Annotated in this window: 18 protein-coding genes; 9 read left to right on the top strand and 9 right to left on the bottom strand. The window is 68.6% G+C overall.

Annotated features, from left to right (window positions below):
• Positions 1 to 440: 440 nt before the first annotated feature.
• Positions 441 to 764: a YbaB/EbfC family nucleoid-associated protein gene (locus ACTMTF_RS24280; RefSeq protein WP_441112733.1), complete on the top strand. Its 324-nt coding sequence runs from the start codon at positions 441 to 443 to the stop codon at positions 762 to 764.
• A gap of 11 nt (positions 765 to 775) precedes the next feature.
• Here the strand turns inward: ACTMTF_RS24280 and ACTMTF_RS24275 are convergent, their stop codons facing one another.
• From ACTMTF_RS24275 to ACTMTF_RS24255, 5 genes are all read right to left on the bottom strand, one after another.
• The gene (locus tag ACTMTF_RS24275; RefSeq protein ID WP_441112732.1) at positions 776 to 1,729 is read right to left on the bottom strand and encodes a hypothetical protein; all 954 of its coding nucleotides are present in this window, start codon (positions 1,727 to 1,729) and stop codon (positions 776 to 778) included.
• 10 nt (positions 1,730 to 1,739) lie between these two features.
• Positions 1,740 to 2,141, bottom strand: a complete 402-nt coding sequence (locus tag ACTMTF_RS24270) for a hypothetical protein (RefSeq protein ID WP_441112731.1) — start codon at positions 2,139 to 2,141, stop codon at positions 1,740 to 1,742.
• 847 nt (positions 2,142 to 2,988) lie between these two features.
• Positions 2,989 to 3,405 (bottom strand): NUDIX domain-containing protein, encoded by a 417-nt coding sequence (locus ACTMTF_RS24265; RefSeq protein WP_441112730.1) that lies wholly within the window; start codon positions 3,403 to 3,405, stop codon positions 2,989 to 2,991.
• Positions 3,406 to 3,723: 318 nt separating this feature from the next.
• Positions 3,724 to 4,167 (bottom strand): hypothetical protein, encoded by a 444-nt coding sequence (locus ACTMTF_RS24260; RefSeq protein ID WP_441112729.1) that lies wholly within the window; start codon positions 4,165 to 4,167, stop codon positions 3,724 to 3,726.
• A gap of 315 nt (positions 4,168 to 4,482) precedes the next feature.
• A complete protein-coding gene (locus tag ACTMTF_RS24255; RefSeq protein WP_441112728.1) occupies positions 4,483 to 7,590 on the bottom strand; it encodes a CHAT domain-containing protein in 3,108 nt (1,035 codons plus the stop codon).
• Positions 7,591 to 7,620: 30 nt separating this feature from the next.
• Here ACTMTF_RS24255 and ACTMTF_RS24250 point away from each other — a divergent pair, with 30 nt between their 5' ends.
• The 3 genes from ACTMTF_RS24250 to ACTMTF_RS24240 all read left to right on the top strand — a co-directional run bounded on the left by ACTMTF_RS24250 (position 7,621) and on the right by ACTMTF_RS24240 (position 9,867).
• The gene (locus tag ACTMTF_RS24250) at positions 7,621 to 8,247 is read left to right on the top strand and encodes a hypothetical protein (RefSeq protein ID WP_441112727.1); all 627 of its coding nucleotides are present in this window, start codon (positions 7,621 to 7,623) and stop codon (positions 8,245 to 8,247) included.
• Between the two features lie 220 nt (positions 8,248 to 8,467).
• A complete protein-coding gene (locus ACTMTF_RS24245; RefSeq protein ID WP_441112726.1) occupies positions 8,468 to 8,863 on the top strand; it encodes a hypothetical protein in 396 nt (131 codons plus the stop codon).
• 5 nt (positions 8,864 to 8,868) lie between these two features.
• Entirely contained in the window at positions 8,869 to 9,867 is a 999-nt protein-coding gene (locus ACTMTF_RS24240) for a hypothetical protein (RefSeq protein ID WP_441112725.1), read from the top strand.
• A 338-nt stretch (positions 9,868 to 10,205) separates the two neighbouring features.
• Here the strand turns inward: ACTMTF_RS24240 and ACTMTF_RS24235 are convergent, their stop codons facing one another.
• Complete coding sequence (locus ACTMTF_RS24235) at positions 10,206 to 10,835, bottom strand: TetR/AcrR family transcriptional regulator (protein WP_441112724.1); 630 nt, start codon at positions 10,833 to 10,835, stop codon at positions 10,206 to 10,208.
• Between the two features lie 88 nt (positions 10,836 to 10,923).
• Here ACTMTF_RS24235 and ACTMTF_RS24230 point away from each other — a divergent pair, with 88 nt between their 5' ends.
• Positions 10,924 to 11,898 (top strand): aldo/keto reductase, encoded by a 975-nt coding sequence (locus ACTMTF_RS24230; RefSeq protein WP_397012948.1) that lies wholly within the window; start codon positions 10,924 to 10,926, stop codon positions 11,896 to 11,898.
• A 173-nt stretch (positions 11,899 to 12,071) separates the two neighbouring features.
• Here ACTMTF_RS24230 and ACTMTF_RS24225 read toward each other — a convergent pair whose 3' ends face one another.
• The gene (locus tag ACTMTF_RS24225; RefSeq protein ID WP_441112723.1) at positions 12,072 to 12,707 is read right to left on the bottom strand and encodes a DUF6461 domain-containing protein; all 636 of its coding nucleotides are present in this window, start codon (positions 12,705 to 12,707) and stop codon (positions 12,072 to 12,074) included.
• 463 nt (positions 12,708 to 13,170) lie between these two features.
• On the opposite strand from ACTMTF_RS24225, the gene ACTMTF_RS24220 reads away from it, so the two are divergent.
• The 3 genes from ACTMTF_RS24220 to ACTMTF_RS24210 are packed head-to-tail and all read left to right on the top strand — an operon-like array spanning position 13,171 to position 15,258.
• A complete protein-coding gene (locus ACTMTF_RS24220) occupies positions 13,171 to 13,788 on the top strand; it encodes a TetR family transcriptional regulator (RefSeq protein ID WP_441112722.1) in 618 nt (205 codons plus the stop codon).
• Positions 13,785 to 13,985, top strand: a complete 201-nt coding sequence (locus tag ACTMTF_RS24215) for a ferredoxin (protein ID WP_441112721.1) — start codon at positions 13,785 to 13,787, stop codon at positions 13,983 to 13,985. Before ACTMTF_RS24220 ends, ACTMTF_RS24215 begins: the two co-directional genes overlap by 4 nt.
• Position 13,986: 1 nt before the next feature.
• A complete protein-coding gene (locus ACTMTF_RS24210) occupies positions 13,987 to 15,258 on the top strand; it encodes a cytochrome P450 (RefSeq protein ID WP_441112720.1) in 1,272 nt (423 codons plus the stop codon).
• On the opposite strand, the gene ACTMTF_RS24205 is transcribed toward ACTMTF_RS24210, so the two are convergent.
• Entirely contained in the window at positions 15,216 to 16,025 is an 810-nt protein-coding gene (locus ACTMTF_RS24205; RefSeq protein ID WP_441112719.1) for a TetR/AcrR family transcriptional regulator, read from the bottom strand. The genes ACTMTF_RS24210 and ACTMTF_RS24205 overlap by 43 nt on opposite strands.
• Positions 16,026 to 16,068: 43 nt before the next feature.
• Here ACTMTF_RS24205 and ACTMTF_RS24200 point away from each other — a divergent pair, with 43 nt between their 5' ends.
• Positions 16,069 to 16,788 (top strand): bleomycin resistance protein, encoded by a 720-nt coding sequence (locus ACTMTF_RS24200; protein ID WP_441112718.1) that lies wholly within the window; start codon positions 16,069 to 16,071, stop codon positions 16,786 to 16,788.
• A gap of 28 nt (positions 16,789 to 16,816) precedes the next feature.
• Here ACTMTF_RS24200 and ACTMTF_RS24195 read toward each other — a convergent pair whose 3' ends face one another.
• Positions 16,817 to 17,437, bottom strand: a complete 621-nt coding sequence (locus ACTMTF_RS24195) for a TetR/AcrR family transcriptional regulator (protein ID WP_441112717.1) — start codon at positions 17,435 to 17,437, stop codon at positions 16,817 to 16,819.
• Positions 17,438 to 17,445: the final 8 nt, after the last annotated feature.

Below are 17,445 nucleotides of genomic sequence, written 5' to 3'. Positions count from 1 at the left end.
GACCCGTCCACCCGCCGGATGAACAGGTCGGGGGTAGCCTTCCAGGTGCCACGATCGTCCACGCCGAGCAGTTGCATGGGCTGGCCGGAAAAGCCGCTCACCTCGCCCAGTGGCCGTTCACTCGGCCGGAAGGGCGCAAGACCGGCGGCGGTCGAGCAAGGGGACAGCCGGGTGCTGGAGCTCCTCGGCGAGGATTCCGCGGGGCCGGCACTGCCATTTAGATGAACGTCTCATCAGATCGATGAACGACATTCAAGCCGACAGTGCGATCCGAACACCGTACAGGAGCAACACGTGCGGAACTTCGATCACATGAGCCCGCAACCCCTCGAGGAGGGCCGCTACTCAAGAGGAATAGAGCCCAATGTCCGACCTCACATCCTATATGTCATGAAATTTACCCATTGTCACGTATATGACTATTTGGTAGATAATGCACCATGGCAGAATACGAGCGACGTACCGGCGAGCCCGAACTCGACCGGCTCATGACGGAGTTCCGAGCGAACTCCAAGGAGTTCTCCGACGTCATGGCCGAAATGGGGGACGTCGTCGGCCAGGCGGCCAGTACGGATGACAAGGTCAGGGTGCGGGTGTCGGCCTCGGGGCAGTTGATGGGGCTGCACATCGATCCCCGCGCGATGCGGCTGGGCTCGCAGGAACTGGCGGAGACGATCACGGAGCTGTCGCGGCGGGCGACCGAGGACGCGGCCCGCCGGGTCATGGAGCTGACCCGGCCCTATCTGGAGATGGACGACCGGTAGGGGCGCCCCCCTCAGAAGATCCGGGGTATGAGGCTGCGGGTGCCGTGAATGATGAACTTCTGGTACATCTCCTCCTCGGTCAGCCCGTGCTCGGTGCCGGGGAGCGGGTTGTCGCCGTGCTGCGCGTCCAGGGCCACCGAGTACGTGGTCGAGGCCACCATCCGGGGGAGGAAGCTGCCGGTGTTCAGCGTCGTGCCGTTCGGCAGCTTGACGTGGGTGGCGACCGTGCGCAGGCCCGGCACCTTGGACATGAGCGCCACGCCGCCGTCGACCACCCCGTCGAAGACCACGTTGGCCACGAAGTGCTCGCGGAACACCGTCAGGTTGTGGCTCACCGAGCGCACGTCGTTGCCGGACAGGTCGGTCTTGATACCGCCCGCGAGGTTCAGCCCGAGAGGCAGCAGCACCTGGCCGCCGGCGTACGCGGCGCTGTCGGCGACGTAATGGGCGAACAGGGGCAGCAACATCGTGACGTAGCGGTGCGCGGTGAACCTGAGCAGCAGCGCCTGCCGCTTCATGATCGCCTGCAGCAGCTTCCAGGTGAGCACCTGGTATCCGATGGTGAACATCATGTCCACCGTCATGATCCAGCACAGCACCCGCAGCGCGTGGTTGACCTTCTCGATGACGTCGGCGTAGGCGCGGCAGGCGTTGGCCGCCCTGCGGTGCTTGAGCGAGACCGCGAGGACGGCCGGGCCGTACCGCTCGGTCCAGAACTTCTTGAACTCGTCGACCGCCGGGCCGGAGTTTTTCGTCCAGACGGCCTTGGCGACCGCGTTCGCCTCGCGGAAGTGGGTGTCGATGGCGTCGGCGATGTCGTCCAGGGCGTCGGCCGCCTCGCGGATCTTGTCCGGGTCGCCTTCCAGGTACGAGATGCCGAACAGGAACTCGGGCGCCAGGATCCCGGCCGCGCCGGCACCGGCCATACCGCCCAGGGCGACCTTGGTCGCGACCCCGATGGGCATGTCCGCCTCCTCAGGCTCGCTCGACGGGAGTGGTCGGCACGCCGATGTCGTCGTTCTTGCGCTCGGCGAACGTGAAGAGATCCTGCACGAAGGCGTCCTTGTCGATCATGCTGGCCAGGTCGGCCGCCTTGACGTTCTTGCTCATCGCCACCACGGCGGCGCCGATGACCTGGTACGCCTCGCTCAGATCGGTCAAGGCCTTGCTCAGGTCCTCGTAGGCGTGGTCGAAGCCGGGGTGGCCGTCCTCGCCCTGGCGGAAGATGCGCGCCGCCTCGTCGCTGGACGGGTTGCCGAAGTAGGGGATGAACCGCTCCAGCTGCGTGCCGAGCCGGTCCGCGCTCCGCCGGAACTCCCCTCCCTCTGTGTGGATCGCCCGGCCGGCTGCCTCCATGCTCGTATGGTCGAGCTCCAAGATGATCACCTCCACGGACTCCGCTGCGTGGCCAGTCTCTGTCCCGCCGATTACCGGAGGATGATCAATTTGTTGCAAGTGTGCGCTCTTGTGCCAGCCCTGATCGCCTGACCTATCTCCGGGGTAGCCACGATGCCGTATGCCAGGGAACGGACTTGACCCGACACCGCGCGGACATCCAGCCCCAACGCCTCATCGATCGACCAGGGCGGGCATCCGTTTCGTACCGCCCACCGATCTGCCCATGACGCGATCGACTCGCCAGGCACAGGAGCGACCACCAGGGCCGACCGCCGAGGCCGGACCGACATCATTCCGAGCCGAACCTCCTGTCGTGCACACGCCCACTGACATCCCCGATGGCTCAATGCCAAGTCCCTCTTGGAGCCATGGGGACCGTCGCAGAGATCACGCGATCGGGAACGACCGTGCTTCTCTACACTTTCGCCGGCGCTCCAGTCGGTGTGAGGAATTCATCCAGCAGTGTGAACAGGACCTGGATGATGGCGCACCTGCCCATGCCAGCCATGGTTGCAGTCCTGGCCCCGCCGAGCGACCAGCCACTCCCGCCGGCCGCTCAGTCCAGGACCTCCATGACGCAGCGCGTGCTGGTCATAACCGTCCAGGAAGCCCTCAACCCCAGTAAGCCTCGATCCCACCACGAACATGCCCAACCGCTTGGCCACGTGGGCGAAGTACTCACGTTCGCTCATCCCCGCCAGATTCGCCGGGATGTGGGCACTGCCCCCGAAGGTCTCACGCATTCGGATGAGCTGCTTCGCCCAGCTATGTGGCTTCGTTCGTGAGAACCGGCACCACTTGTGGATGTTGCCCACCGGTGGTGACGTTACGTGACGAGCACGGCGGTGAGCACCGAGAGATACGACTCATGGGCGAGACGCAGGCTGTCGAGGTCGGACGTCTCGAACCACGCCACAGCGTCGTGCTCGTCCGGCGCGGCGTTGACGGGTGTTCCGGTCCACCTGTCGACCAACCAGATCTGCATGTCGAACGTCGCGGTCCGGATCTCATGCATCGGCGGGCCGGACGGCTCCGATGCCGTGATTCCCAACTCCTCCCGAAGCTCGCGGACAAGGCTCTCCTTCGGATCCTCCCCCTCCTCAACATGACCGCCCGGCAGGTCCCACACGTCGGCATACCAACGGCGTCCGGCGCTTCGATGACACAGCAACACCCGATCGCCGTCGCGAAGAACGGCCGTCACAATCCGGACCGGACCGGAGTCGTCAGCGGAGATCGCCATCGGCACATTCTGACCCATGCGGATCTGCCGCAGACAAGGCGCGTCCCGCCTCCGACACCCGTCACCGTGCGTGAGCGGTGCGCTGGCCGACGACAGACGGATCCCGCCCCCCGTAGAGCAGGTCGCGGCAGAACTCCCGGGCGGCGGATCCGCCGGTCAGCGCGAGCTGGTCGCGCCGCCTTTCACCAGGCCCGCAACCACGACGAATAGCCCCCTCACTGCTTGATCACGCAGGCACTGAACCGAGCTACACCCAAGCTCGTTTTCTCTGACGCCACACCGGGGCCCTGGCCCGCGAGGAGGATCGACTGACCCGCGTCACAGTGCGACCGGCCGGTAAACCAAAATCGCATCGACGATCTCCTCGGCGGATGCCGACTCCAGTTCAGGCGGCGACCGGAAGATGAGATCGCTCACTGCCGGATGCGATGTGTTGGTCTTCAATACCAGCAGGTACCAGTCCTGGTCCGGAGGCAGGCACGTCTGGATCCTACGGACGATCTCGACAAGCTCATCGCGCGTGACGTCCGGAACCCGCGGATAACTGGGCCGCGCCGCCCGCAGGGCGGCTTCCTCACGGGACTCGGCCGCCCAATAATTTCGGAACTCCGAATAGTCGTAGCCCGTGGTCTCATTGAACATGGCCACCGCCTCATGGGCGACGTCGCCGCTCAGCTCCGCGATCCTGTCGATCTCACAGCCAAGTTCCTCAATGCGCTGGGGTTTGACCTGCGGGGGCAGCAGTTCAGGACGCAACTCCATCCGCGCATTCTGCCAGGGAGAAAAGTGCTCGCGATCGCACTCGATCCGCTACCGCGCGCAAGCGAGCCACGATGACGTCGGTGACAGTGTGGCGAACCTGCTGGTCGCGGGCGAAGGCCAACGCTCTGACAGAGCATCAGGACCCGGATCCGGCTCATCTGGAAATGGAAGCCGTAGGTGGGCACGCAGCATGTCCATACAGGTCCGGCGGAGCGGTGCCCAATCGTCGGCAAGCCCTGCGAGAGCATGCGCGCCGGCACCTGATCGACCTGCTCACCCGCCTCGCCGATCATCGCGGCAGGCTGGACTGACCCGTTAGGGGCCGCTGTAGACGAACGCCCCCCAGGTGGAAGGGTCGGCATGGGCGCGGCCGGTGCCCCAAAGGCGTGCGGCGAGTCCTCGGAGTTCAGGGCGGGGGATTCCGAGTGTGATGGCCTTGTCGTGGTTTGTGCTCTCGCGAAGCCAGATCTGGGCTTGTCTCAGTGCTTCCGCGGGGGCGATTCCCGCTTGGTGGAGCTGGTGCCAGCGGATGCTGATCATCATGGCGGCGACATCGTCGACGGGCCAGAGCGTACCGATGACGCTGTGCGCGCCGGCTGCGAGGAACCCGGTGTTCAGGCCGATGGCCTCGTCGGGGATGCGCTGGCCGGGGACGGCGGTGCCGCAGGCTGACAGTACGACGACCGCTGCTGCCACAGGGAGCCGGAGCAGATGTGCAAGGTCGAGCGGAGTGTCATCGGCGAGCAGGAGGGCACTGTTGAGCGGTTGGTTCAGGTCGGTCTCGCCGTGGCAGGCGAGGTGAAGGACGTCGCCTTCAGCGATGGCGGCTTCGACCGCGGCGCGGCTGGCCTCGGCGCCGGTCAGGAGCAGTGCGGAGGTGTACAGGTCGGCGATGCGGCCACCTTCGAGCAAGGTCGCCGGAAGCCGTCGTCGGCTGGTCGGCTGAGGATCGGCGATGATGACGGCCTTGAGGTGGTCCGGCCATGGGTTGAGGGGTGCGCGGCGCAGGACGCGTGCGTTGGGCGCGTACCTGATGGCGATCCGGTCAAGCAGGTAGTCGGTTGTGTCCGGTGGGCGGGCCAGGTGCAGGGGCAGGAGCGCGAGTTGTCCGCAGGGAATCAGGGTCAGTTCCCGCGCGTCGGGGAGTTCCGAGAGAACAGGGCCGAGGACCCCTGTCCATGCCCACCGCTGGACATCCTCGTGCCATGGAGTGCCCTTGGCCCACAGGGCCACGGCCGGTTCGACCTCTTGGCGCCCCAGACCTGGCAGCCAGACCGCCCGGGCGCCACTGTCGACCATCAACGCGAGCCCTTCTCCTTCTCCGGGGATCAGGTAGACCACGGGCGCGGTCGCCGACGCGGTCGCGGCGATGTCATCGAAGGCGGGTATGTCCCAGAAGCGATGGAATCCGGCGATGCGCCGGACGTCCCGAATCGCGCTTTCAAGTCCGGCCCACGCGGCCGCCACGTCGCGCATAAGGGCGGGGGGCGTTTCCATGTCGTGTCTGGCTTGTTCGAGCCGCCTACTGGTGCCGGTCCAGGAGCCGAACGCGGCCAGGAGCCCGCTCTTGGTCCCGTCCGGCAGCAGGTCGATCTGGGCGGGCGACAGAGCCACACGTTCGCTCAGCACGATGGCCCTGCCCGCCTCGATCGAGACGACGGCCGCCGCGGGATCCCCGGCGAGCGTGTGTGCGAATGAGGCGGTCTGGGCGAGATCGGCTGCACTGCCCACCCAAAGGTCTTTGTGGTCGGTCACGGCCTGGACCAGCGACAAGCGGTAGATCGCGGAAAGTGCCACGTCCGCTGCCTCACCCACCTCTGCCCACGCCTCCTGGTCGGCCGCCCACTCCATCCACCGCGATGCGAACCGGCCGATCGTGCTGAGCGACTTGTGCGCGCCCTCGCAGGCTTGGCGGAAGGTCTGCGAGATCTCCTCGGCGTCGACGCGGTCCGGGGCCCGCCGGGCGAGAGCGGCGAGGGCGACCGCTCGGACGAACAGGTTGAGTGGTCGTTCGGTGTGGTCATCGGGTGTGCTCGCCAGGACGTCGGTGGCGATGCGCAGCGCGGTCTGCGCGGCGCGGCGTCGGCGGAACGGGAGACCGGGACGTCGCGCCCATTCGGCGAGGTACTGGGCGTGGCTCGCCCGCATCCGCATGCCGAACTCCGATGTGGGGCCCGCGGCATGGATCGCGAGGCCGAACAACCGGTCGATGCGGCGGCGACCTGCCATGCCCTGGACGATGAGCGCTTGCGCGAGCCCGCCCCATCGGCTCGCGGCCGCCGGATCTGTGGGTTCCTGATGGGCGCAGGCGGTCTCCAGCAGAGCGATGGCTCGGGACCGCAGTTCTGAGGCGGTGTGCTCGTCGCTGTGGTCGGCTTGCGCCAGAAGCGTGAACGCCAGGTTGGTGAGCGGCCCCGGTGCGCGGGACCTCTGAGCGGCTCGTTCGGCCAGGTCGATGCCGTGCTCCAGCGCGGCGATGTCCCCGGTGCGTTCATATCGGCGGATCAAGGCGATTCCCAGGGCGCTCCGGGTCGCCCAAGCGTCGTCGTCGGAGTCGTCGGGGTGCAGCCGGAGGTCATCTTCCAGCAGATCGATGGCTCTGTCGCCGTCGGCGCTGTCACTGGCGAGCTGCTGACGGTCCACCAGCATGTTCGCGAGGTTGGTCGCACTGATCCGCGGAGGGAGCCCGGGTATGGAGATCGGAACCCGTTGCGCCGCCTCGGCCAGGGCGATGCCTCGGTCCAGGAGGCTTCGGTCGCCTGTGGCGGCGTACTTTTGACGGTACGCCCAGCCCAGAAGGTCGTGGACGATCCCACCGGCCATCGAGGCGAGGCCATCGAGCCGCGCGGCCCGGGCCAGCACGGCGATGGCCTGGTGGAGCACGTCAGGGTCCCCACGCTCGGCGTAACGGCTCAGCAGCTCGTTACCCTCCTGCCCGAGCGCGAACGCTTGCGAGGATCCCACGATGACGACCTCGGCCTCGGACTCACCGCCTGCGGGAGCAAGGAGACGGCGCATGACCGAGCCGTGCAGTTCGGTCAGCCTGTCGCTGTCATTGGCCTCCTCGACAGGCACCGCGCCGATGGATCCGGCGAGGTCGACCTCGGTGGGTTCGGCGAGGCAGCGCCGGGCCGCGGACATGGCGGCCTGCGCGACGGTTTCGGCATAGGGGCCCCATGCGATCGCCGGATGCAGCGCGACCTCGCACAGCTCGACCGCTCCGGCTCGGAGCAGGGCTCGATCCGCGCCGCTCACGTACAGGCAGATCCTGGCTTTGGCTCGCACCGCCTTGACGAGGAGGGTGCAGGGATGCCCCTCCGGAAGGAGAGCGATCACCTGTTCCAGGGGCTCGACGGCGTTCGCCAGCTCGTCCGCCTTGCCTGTGCGGACCGTCTCCTCCATGGCACGTCCGATGGGCGGCACCCCGCTCAGCACCCTGATCAGGGCCCTCGCGTGCAGCCCATCGACTGCCGGATCACCGGCGGCCTCCTCTACGACCGGCTGGATTCCGGGTGGGAGGTGCGGCGCTGGACCGTCATCGACGGAGGCGACGAGCGCACTCTCCAGGCTCTGGAGGATCGGTCGGTATCGGGTCGCCAACGCCGCGGCCTCCGGGATACCGAAATCGACACAATCACGCGCGAACGCCCATGCCGTGAAGTAGCGGGACCGAGCGATCCCGTCACCTCGGGAGTCGACGTCGGCGAGCATGTCGTGCAACAACGCGGCCGCGCCAGGCAACGCCCGTTCCGCCTCAGGGAAGGCCGTCACTGCGGCGGCGGCTTGATCCGGGGTGAGAGAGGCCAAGAGATCAGCGACGAGATCCAGGGAATCTCCGTCGACTTCCAGGGAATCGGCTCTCGCCGCAGCCGCCACGATCGCGGCGCGGACGGCGTCGACCATCGCGAGCATCCGCAGGACCGTCTCGGCCGCTTCCGGGCTGTCGGCCTGGTGCATCATGGCGAGGATCTCTTCATGGAAGGCAGCCTCCAAGAGCACCGGATGGCGTCTGACCACGACGAGCGCGGCCTCAACGGTCTGGGCCGCGGCCAACGCGGCCAGCGCCTGACCCAGGTCTGAACCGTCTGCGATAGCTGTCACGACCACGCCCCTTCTCCACCGCTGCTGGGTCACCGATATGGTCTACCGGCGCGCGGACCTGCGGTAGCCGGTCGAAGAAGTTGGCCGTTTCTGTCCACGTCGGTGCCGACCGGCCGGGCCACGCGGGTAGGCGGGTGGCGGACTCCAGCGTCACCGATCACAATATGAAGGGCCCGCTGGCTCCCCCTGAGGAGAGCGATTGGACGAGGACGTTTCCCAGACGCTGCGCGTACTGCGCGGTCACCTGAACGAACTCGTTCCTGCTGCCGACACGGCCGAGGTCGACCGCCAGGTTGCTGGGCTGTTGCGCGAGAGCGACGACGAACGCCTCTTCGGACAGCTGACGACCCTGTATGGGGCTGTACCAGGCCTTGAGGCGTGGGTCTCCTCGGTGCTCGCTGATCCACTGCACCGGCCTCCGGCCGCGCAGGACCGGGCCGTGCGCGGCGTTGATCGCCCGCCCGGCGACGGGGAGCCCGTCGACGCGGACCGCTTCGGCTGCCCCGAGAGGGACTACATCTGGTACCGGCTGAGCGTGGCAATGCCCGTGCCCCGGTGCCCCACTCATGATCGTGTCCTGATCCGTGAGGACTGACCAGCGTGGACAAGTTCTGGGAAGGCACGGCAGCCAAGCTCGCGGACAGGTTCGGGGCGGCCGCTGGACCGGCGCTGGTGTTCTGGGTCTGCGGTGCGCTGGCGTGGGTCCGCGGTCACGGTCGCCTCACCGACCCGGCCGGACCCGCGGCACGCGGGCTCGCGTGGCTCGCCGCACGGCCGGGGCCGGTCCAGATCACCATCCTGCTGGCCGTTCTCGCCGCCGTCATCGCCAGCGCCGTGGTCGTGCAGCAGCTCACCTTGCCGGTGTTACGCCTGCTCGAAGGTTACTGGCCCGCCAGAATCGAGCGGCTGACCCGCGCGCTCGCCAACCGCCACGCCACAGCGGCGAGAAGCGACGTCGATGCCTGGCAGGAACTCGCTCCGCGGATGCTCGCCGACGGCGCCCAACCCGGTGACCGGGCGGAGCTGCGCCGGTTCCAGACGCTGGACAGACGCATCCGCCGCCGTCCGGCCCACCCCGTACAGATGATGCCGACCCGGCTGGGCAACGTCCTCCGCGCCGCCGAGACCCGTTCCGTTGACAAGTACGGCCTCGACATCGTCGCTGTCTGGCCCCACCTCTGGCTGGTCCTGCCCGAGCAGACCCGTACGGAACTGGCCGCCTCCCGGCTGCGCCTGGACGCCGCCGTCGCCGCGTGCATCTGGACGGTGGCCTACCTGCTTTTTACTCCGTGGACCCTGTGGGCGCTCCTCGCCCTCCCCGCCGTCGTGCTCGTTCACAGGGTCTGGCTCGTCCGTCGAGCCGAGCACTACGCGGACCTTGTGGAGACGACCGCCGATCTCTATCGCGCCCACCTCTATCGGCACTTGGACTGGCCGCTCCCAACCTCTCCCCGGGAAGAGAAGGCCACCGGCCGGGCCGTCACCTCCTTCCTCGTCCGTGGCAGCGACAGCAGCACACCTCTGTACCGACGACCGGAGGATGACAGCACAGCGCAGCGCGCACTCCCAGCCACTGATGTCTGGACGCAGCGAAGATGACCGTGGAGCCTGCTCCTAACCTGGGCGCTGTCACTTCGATAGGTGTCGAAATATCGGCGCTCGCGTCATCGAAGTCGGCAGTACCCGATCGAAGATCTCGTCCCCTTGAGGGAGGGCTATGACTCCGCGCGGAGGCTTCAGGGAGTCGGACGCCGTGCGCTTGAAGCCGGGAGGGAATCAGCTCTCGGAGCTCGCGTTCTTGGTCCATCCTGCGGAAGAGTCCGTGTCGTACATCGCAAAGACCAACTGGCGATCTTGCGATAGGTGGCGCCAGGGTGTAACTATTGCGCCGATCGCCAGGGTGCACCCGCTGGCCTAGTGAGTCGTCGCCGGTTTCGTCAGCGGGCGTTACGCAGGCGCAGGAGATGCCCGGTGATGTGGTCACGGGCCGCGGTGACAGCGCGAACTGCGTGATCGTCGATGCCTTGTGGCGGGCGGGTGCCCTTGAAGAGCAGCGTGGCGTAGCCGTGCGTGGTGGACAGGTGCACGTAGACGAAATCGGCGGTGTCGGCCCAGGAGGTGTCGGCGGGCAGCACGTCCGCCGCCAGGCGCATGAGGGCGGCGGTGAGGTGGCGGCTCTGCTCCTGGACGGTCGGACGGTGGGGCTCGGCGAAGTCATAGGAGTAGACGAGGTCGAGGCCGGCGCGGTGCTCCAGGACGAAGCGGGTGTAGGCGCCCGCGGTGGCAGCGAGCCGGTCCACGGGATCGGACCCCGCTCGCTCGGCCGCCTTGACGAGAACGTCGGTGATGTCGCTGATGATGGCGGCCGCGCAGGCGGCGAGCAGTGCCTCCCGATCGGGGAAGTGACGGTACGGCGCGGCCGATGACACGCCGACGCGGGCGGCGACCTTCGCCACGGAGAAACCGGTGACGCCCGATTCGGCCAGGAGCGCGCGACTCTCGCGGATCAGCTCGGGACGCAGGTCGCCGTAGTGGTAGCCGCGTTTCGGCGGCGTGGGTCTGCTCACGGCGAACGATTCTCCCTCCCTTTCCAATGTTAGAGTACTCTTACTTAATGTTAGAGCACTCTTACATCTGCGGGAATGAGGACGCATCATGGAGCAACGGACCCTCGGACGGCAGGGGCTGGCGGCGTCGGCGCTGGGATACGGCGCGATGGGCATCTCCCTGGCCTATGGGCCGTCGGATGAGAACGGGGGGATCGCGACGATCCGCCGGGCCCACGAGCTGGGCGTGACGTTCTTCGACACGGCCGAGCTGTACGGGCAGGGCGAGAACGAGCGGATCGTCGGCGCCGCGCTCGCCCCGATACGCGACGAGGTCGTCATCGCGACCAAGTTCGGCTTCGACTTCACCGGCACCAGAGAGGGCGGTGTCGACAGCCGTCCCGAGCACATCCGCGAGGTCGTCGACAACAGCCTGCGTTACCTCGGCGTCGACGTCATCGACGTGCTCTACCAGCACCGCGTCGACCCCAACGTGCCGATCGAGGACGTGGCCGGGACGGTCAAGGAGTTCATCGACGCCGGCAAGGTCCGCTACTTCGGGCTGAGCGAGGCGGGGGCGAACACCATCCGTCGCGCGCACGCTGTACAGCCCGTCTCGGTCCTGCAAACCGAATACTCCCTGTTCGAGCGGGACGCCGAGATCCTCTTCCCCGTCCTGCGCGAGCTCGGGATCGGGTTCGTCGCCTACTCGCCGCTCGGCCGGGGTTTCCTCACCGGACAGGCCAAGCCCGGCGCCGAGTACGACCCCACCGACATGCGCACCTGGGACGCCCGCTTCCAGCCCGGCAACTACGAGAAGAATCTGGAGGCCACCCAGCGGCTCGCCGACCTGGCCGCGACCAAGGACGCCACCGTTGCCCAGCTCGCCCTGGCCTGGCTCCTGACCCAGGGCGACGACATCGTTCCCATCCCCGGCACCCGCAGCATCCAGCGGCTGGAGGAGAACGTGGCCGCCGCCGACCTCACCCTCGACGACACCGACCTGAAGCGCATCGCCGAGATCCTCCCGACCGGCGGCTTCGGCGCCCGCTACCCCGAGGGCATGCTCCCCACTTGGGACTGACCCCGCTGACCGGGCACGACCTTCTCTGAAGCAGCGGGCAGGCCGCTGCCGTCCGCGGCCGCGCCCGCGCCACCCGGCACGGCGATGACCACCGATCGGCGGCTGCGGCCCAGCGGATGCTGCGCCCAAGATCGACCCGTCGGCGATTGCCATCCACTGTCTCGACGCTGACGTCATTGTCCATGGACGCGTCGATGAGCCCCCACTGGCGGAGAGGCGCCGGGTATGGCAGCGCCGAGGATCGGACGGCGAAGGTGTTGCGGGGTGAGCATGACGCCGGTCATCCGGCCGGCGAGCGCCAAGGCCGCCGAGATGGGGTTGTCGATGCTGTCATCGGCGGCCGGATCGATGCCCAGCTCACGGAGGTGACGATTGAGCCGGTCGGGATCCGCGCCTTGCCGTTCGATGGGAAATCCTGGGTTGATGTCGGTGATGGGCAGGCCGTCGACGGCGTAGGCGATGCGGTGCTGGGCGTAGTCATGCCGGTGCACTGCCACGGCCTCTCCGTCGTTGCGCGTCAGGACGCCTAAAACCTCCGGTTGCAGGCCGCGCCAGCCGCAGTCCTCGATCGCGACCGTCCAGTCCCCGATGCGCCTCACGGTGATGATCTGAGGTCCTTCCGGATAGGTGCGGTCCCCGTCTTCGATCATGCGGATGTCCTCGTCCGCGGCGCCGAGCCGACGCAGCACCTCGCGCTCGTCGCGCCCGCGGACGAAGATGATCGTGTAGATGTCGCTGAGTGGGCTGTCCTCCTGCCACTCGTAATCCTCCGGCGACGCGCCGGGGGTTCGCGCGGTGGCGCGGATCATCTCGAACGTGCGTGCCTGCTCGAGGATCTCGGGATGGGCGGTGAAGAAGGCCTCGGTGATTTCTGGAGCTAGCCGGCCACGCTCACTGACCAGCGGACTGACTCCTTGTCGCCCACGCGGACGCCTGCCAGATCCAGGACCGAGTCGTCGAACACCTCCAGGTGCATCCCACGCACGACCTCGAACTCACGCCTGTAGCAGCCTCGACAGCTCTGCACGTCTCCGGCATCGTGACGATGCCGTACGCCGGTGCCACCACCAACGCCAACCGCCGGGGCCAGACCGTCATCATTTCCTTGGCCGAACCTCCTGCTGTACACGCGCCTACTGACATCTCCGATGACCTGCTGCCAGGTCCGCTGACATCTCCTGTGCCGTTCTGACATCTGCAAGCGCGCCAGACAAAGGGCAATTCGCTCAGTTTGCCCTTGACGATTCAAATGAATGATCTTTTAATTCGTCCATGGGCCGGATCGCGGGCGTCACCGCCGCCGAGACGCGGGCGCGGCTGTTGCAGGCCGCCGCCGACGTCTTCGCCCAGCGCGGCTACGACGGCACGCGGGTGGCCGACATCGCCGCCGCCGCGGGTGTGAGCAACGGCGCCCTGTACGCGCACTTCGGCTCCAAGGCCGCGTTGCTCGTGGCGGCGATCCGCGCGCACGGGCGGCAGTTGCTCGCCGATCTGTTCGCCGCCGAGCCCGACCGGCCGATCACGGACCTGCTGGTCACCGTCGGCCGGTTGCTCCCCCGCCGGGGCGACGACTCCTGTGACCTCATCGTCGAGGCGCTGGTCGCGGCCCGCCGGGACCAGGACGTGGCGCGGCCGATGCGTGACTACGTCGGCGAGCGGGCCGACTGGCTCTCCGAGCTCGTCCGTATCGGCCAGTCCAGTGGTGAGCTCGACCCGGCCGTGTCGCCGGCGGCGGTGGCTCATTTCTGCCTGTTGCTGTCGATGGGCAGCGCCCTGATCACGCCGGACCTGCACACGGTCGACGACGCGGAGTGGGCCGACTTGCTCACCCGTATCGTGACCGTTCTGGCTGTACCGTCATTACCCGCACAGAGGGAAGCATTGCAGTGAAAGCGCACATCGACCCCGAGCGATGCCAAGGGCACGGCCGCTGCTACACCCTGGCCCCGGACCTGTTCGGGGAGGACGACGAGGGGTACGGGACCGTCCTCGGTGACGGCCTGGTGCCGTCGGCCCAGGTGCACACGGCACGCCTGGCGAGGTCGAACTGTCCGGAAAGCGCCATCGACCTGTCCGAGGAGACCTGATATGGCCGTCGACGACCGTTTCACCCGCGATCATCGAGAGCCGGACGACGATCGGCCCACCGGGACGCGCAACGAGGTCATCACCGGCCCGGTGGCCGACTGGGCGACCGACTTCTCCCATACGGAGCCTGAGTGGGCCGCCGATCCGTACCCCATCCAGGACGAGCTGCGGCAGCGCTGCCCGATCGCGCGCACCGAGAGGTTCGGCGGCGGGTGGCTGCCGACGCGCTACTCGGACGTGGCGGAGATCGCCTACGACACCGAGCGCTTCTCCTCGCGCTCGGTCGTCATGAGCAACTTCCGGCCACCGGTCGAGCTCGCGCCGATGGGCGTCACCCCGCCGATCTCGTCGGACCCTCCGTTCCACCACGGCGCGCGCAAGCTGCTGCTGCCGGTGTTCACCCGGTCGGCGGTCGCCAAGCGGGAGGAGTCGACCAGGGCGCTGTGCCACTCGCTCATCGACGCCTTCGACGGCCGGCTCACCGTCGACGCCGCCCACGACTACGCGCAGCACATCCCGATGCGGGTGATCGCCGACATGCTCGGCTTCCCGCCCGAGGACGGGCCACGGTTCCAGGAGTTCATCGAGAGCGCGCTCGAAGGCGTCAACAGCCCGCCGGACGAGCGCATGGAACGGATGAACCTGCTGTTCGACTATCTGTACGAGCAGATCCGCGACCACGTCGACGACCCACGTGACGACCTCACCACCTACTTGATCAACGCCGAGCTGTACGGCAACAAGCTGGAGGCCGAGCACGTGGCCGGCACGATGGCCTTGCTGCTCATCGCCGGCATCGACACGACGTGGAGCGCGATCGGCTCCTCGCTGTGGCATCTGGCCAAGACGCCGGCCGACCGCGAGCGCCTGGTCGCCGAGCCGGAGCTGGTGCCGACGGCGGTGGAGGAGATGCTGCGGGCCTACGCCCCGGTGACGATGGCGCGGCTGGTGAAGCAGGACATGCGCTGGCATGACGTCGACATGAAGGCCGACGACTGGGTGCTGCTGTCGTTCCCGGCGGCCAACCGTGACCCGGCGCAGTTCGACCGGGCGGGCGAGGTCGTCATCGATCGTGAGGTCAACCGGCATGCCGCGTTCGGCCTCGGCATTCACCGGTGCGTGGGGTCCCACCTGGCCCGGATGGAGCTCCGGGTCGCCCTGGAGGTCTGGCTGGAGCGGATCCCCCGGTTCAGCCTCGACGACCCCGAGGCGGTGACCTGGGCGAAAGGTCAGGTTCGCGGGCCTCGTACGCTGCCGCTGCGCATCGGCTGAGCCCGGGGCGCCGCGACGCGGGCGTCGATGGAGTCCAGGACGAGGTCGAGGCCGAAGGCGAAGCGGTCCAGCGCCCGCTGCAGCGTGTAGGGCAGGGCGGTGTCCGACACGGCGAACGCCCCGGCCTCGCCCAGCGCGGCCAGCCGGGGAAAGCGCCCGGCCATGCGCTCCCCCAGCAGCGGCGCGCGCCGCTCCCACCACTCGTCGTCGCTGCTGCCGGTCCGCGCGGGCGCCTGCTCGGCCTCGACGACCGCCGAGGCGGCGCCTCTGGTGTACGCCTCCACCGCCGCGACGCATCCCGCCACGTCGATCGCCGCCAGGCCGTGCCCGTCGAGCAGGGCCATCGCGGCCTCGTAGCGGGTGACGACGTTCGGGCCGAAGACCGTGCGCGAGGTCGCCACCTGCAGCAGCCAGGGATGGGCGCGGAAGGCGGCGAGGTCGGACCGGGCCAGGTCGCGCAGCCCGGCCCGGTGGCCCGCGTCGGCGGCGGGCAGCGGCCGGCCACCCGCGACCCGGTCGACCATCAGCTCCAGCAGCTCCGCCTTGCCCGGCACGTAGGTGTACAGCGACGCCGTGCCGATGCCGAGCCGCTGGGCCAGGGTCCGCATCGACAGGGCGGCCGGACCGGCGCTGTCGGCTTCGGCGATCGCGGCGTCGACGATCCGCGGCAGGTCGAGCCGCTGCCTCGGCCCGCGCCGGGGCGCCGGCAACCCGTCCCAGAGCAGCGCCATGGTGCGCGCCGCGTCACCCCGCCCCGCGTACTCCATCTCACGACCTCCAGAAAAACTCCGAACAGTGTACGGTGTCAGCATGCGCACCGAGTACACCATCCCAGGCCTGCCCTGCCGGGACCTCGACGACGTCCTGCCCTTCTACACCGCGCTCGGGTTCGACGTGACGTACCGTCAGGAGCGCCCGAACCCGTTCGCAGCCGTCCGGCGCGGCGGCATCGAGCTGCACTTCTTCGGCGTCCCCGGGTTCGATCCCGCCGACTCGATGGGCAGTGTGGTCGTACTGGTCCCGGACACGCGGGCGCTGCACGCGGCGTTCGCCGCCGGGTTGCGCGAGGCGTTCGGGAAGGTGCCGGTGTCCGGGATCCCGCGGATGACCCGGCCTCGGGCCAGGCAGGGCGCGCCCGGCGGGTTCAGCGTGGTCGACCCGGGCGGCAACTGGCTGCGGATCCACCGCCACGGAGACGAGGAACCGGCCGCGCCGCAGAGCCGGCTGGCACGCGTGGTGGCCGCCGCCGTGCGCCAGGCCGACTCGCACGGCGACGAGGCCGCCGGGGTGCGCGTACTGGAGACGGGGCTGGCCCGGCACGCCGACGCGCCGCCCGCCGAGCGGCTGCCCGCCCTGGTCTACCTCGCCGAGCTGCGGCTGCGTACCGGCGAACGGGAGGCGGCGGCCATCCTGCTCGCCGAGGTCGGCGCGCTGGAGCTGTCCCCCGCCGACCGCGAGGCCCTCGCCACCGACCTCGCCACGGCCGCCGAGCTGACCGCCGAACTGCGCGCGTCCCAGCCGGCCGACTGACCTCCGCAGCGGCCAGGGCCGCGCCCTTTCAGCGCGCCGAGCCGCTGACCGGGGTGGTCATGTGGATGATCATGGCGTGCAGATAGGCGCGGAAGTCCTCCAGTTCCTCCGTGCTCGGCGGCCGTCCGCGCCGCCCCTGACGGCGATGCGGGTCGACGTACCGCATGCCGCCGGCCAGGAACCCGTACACGCACCACACCACGGTCCAGAGCAGATGCTCGGCGTCGATGTCGGCCGGTATGAGGTCCCGTACGGCGTTGAGCAGGAGGGCCGACAGCGGCCGCGAGTACAGGTCCTCCAAGTCGGGCACGTCGGCGGCGTCCCCCATCCATCGGTGCAGCCACAGCGCCAGGATCTGCGGATGGGTGGCGTAGAAGTCCAGGTAGGCGTCCGCCAGCTCGATCAGCCCCTCCCTGGCCGGGGTGAAGGCGGCCACCGCCGCGTCCAGGACCTCACGCTCGGCGCGATGCGCCCGCAGCATCACCTCGGCGTACAGCTGGTGCTTGCCGCCGGCCCGCGCGGTCAGCCACTCCACGTCGACCCCGGCGGCGTCGGCGATCAGGCGCATCGACGTCCCGTCGAACCCCAGCTCGGCGAACAACCGTGCCGCGACGCCCACCAGCCGGTCCGCCTCAGGATCCATCGTCATGGTTCATC

The organism is Nonomuraea sp. ZG12 (assembly GCF_052068115.1).
Lineage (GTDB): Bacteria > Actinomycetota > Actinomycetes > Streptosporangiales > Streptosporangiaceae > Nonomuraea.
The sequence above is the reverse complement of the archived record's forward strand: the minus strand, read 5'-3'. Positions and strand labels throughout refer to the sequence as shown.

Bases quoted from the DNA above. Each gene is read 5' to 3' on its own strand.
- ACTMTF_RS24280 (WP_441112733.1), top strand. From the start codon at position 441: ATGGCAGAATACGAGCGACGTACCGGCGAGCCCGAACTCGACCGGCTC.
- ACTMTF_RS24275 (WP_441112732.1), bottom strand. From the start codon at position 1,729: ATGCCCATCGGGGTCGCGACCAAGGTCGCCCTGGGCGGTATGGCCGGT.
- ACTMTF_RS24265 (WP_441112730.1), bottom strand. From the start codon at position 3,405: ATGGCGATCTCCGCTGACGACTCCGGTCCGGTCCGGATTGTGACGGCC.
- ACTMTF_RS24260 (WP_441112729.1), bottom strand. From the start codon at position 4,167: ATGGAGTTGCGTCCTGAACTGCTGCCCCCGCAGGTCAAACCCCAGCGC.
- ACTMTF_RS24230 (WP_397012948.1), top strand. From the start codon at position 10,924: ATGGAGCAACGGACCCTCGGACGGCAGGGGCTGGCGGCGTCGGCGCTG.
- ACTMTF_RS24225 (WP_441112723.1), bottom strand. From the start codon at position 12,707: ATGATCCGCGCCACCGCGCGAACCCCCGGCGCGTCGCCGGAGGATTAC.
- ACTMTF_RS24220 (WP_441112722.1), top strand. From the start codon at position 13,171: ATGGGCCGGATCGCGGGCGTCACCGCCGCCGAGACGCGGGCGCGGCTG.
- ACTMTF_RS24210 (WP_441112720.1), top strand. From the start codon at position 13,987: ATGGCCGTCGACGACCGTTTCACCCGCGATCATCGAGAGCCGGACGAC.
- ACTMTF_RS24205 (WP_441112719.1), bottom strand. From the start codon at position 16,025: ATGGAGTACGCGGGGCGGGGTGACGCGGCGCGCACCATGGCGCTGCTC.
- ACTMTF_RS24200 (WP_441112718.1), top strand. From the start codon at position 16,069: ATGCGCACCGAGTACACCATCCCAGGCCTGCCCTGCCGGGACCTCGAC.
- ACTMTF_RS24195 (WP_441112717.1), bottom strand. From the start codon at position 17,437: ATGACGATGGATCCTGAGGCGGACCGGCTGGTGGGCGTCGCGGCACGG.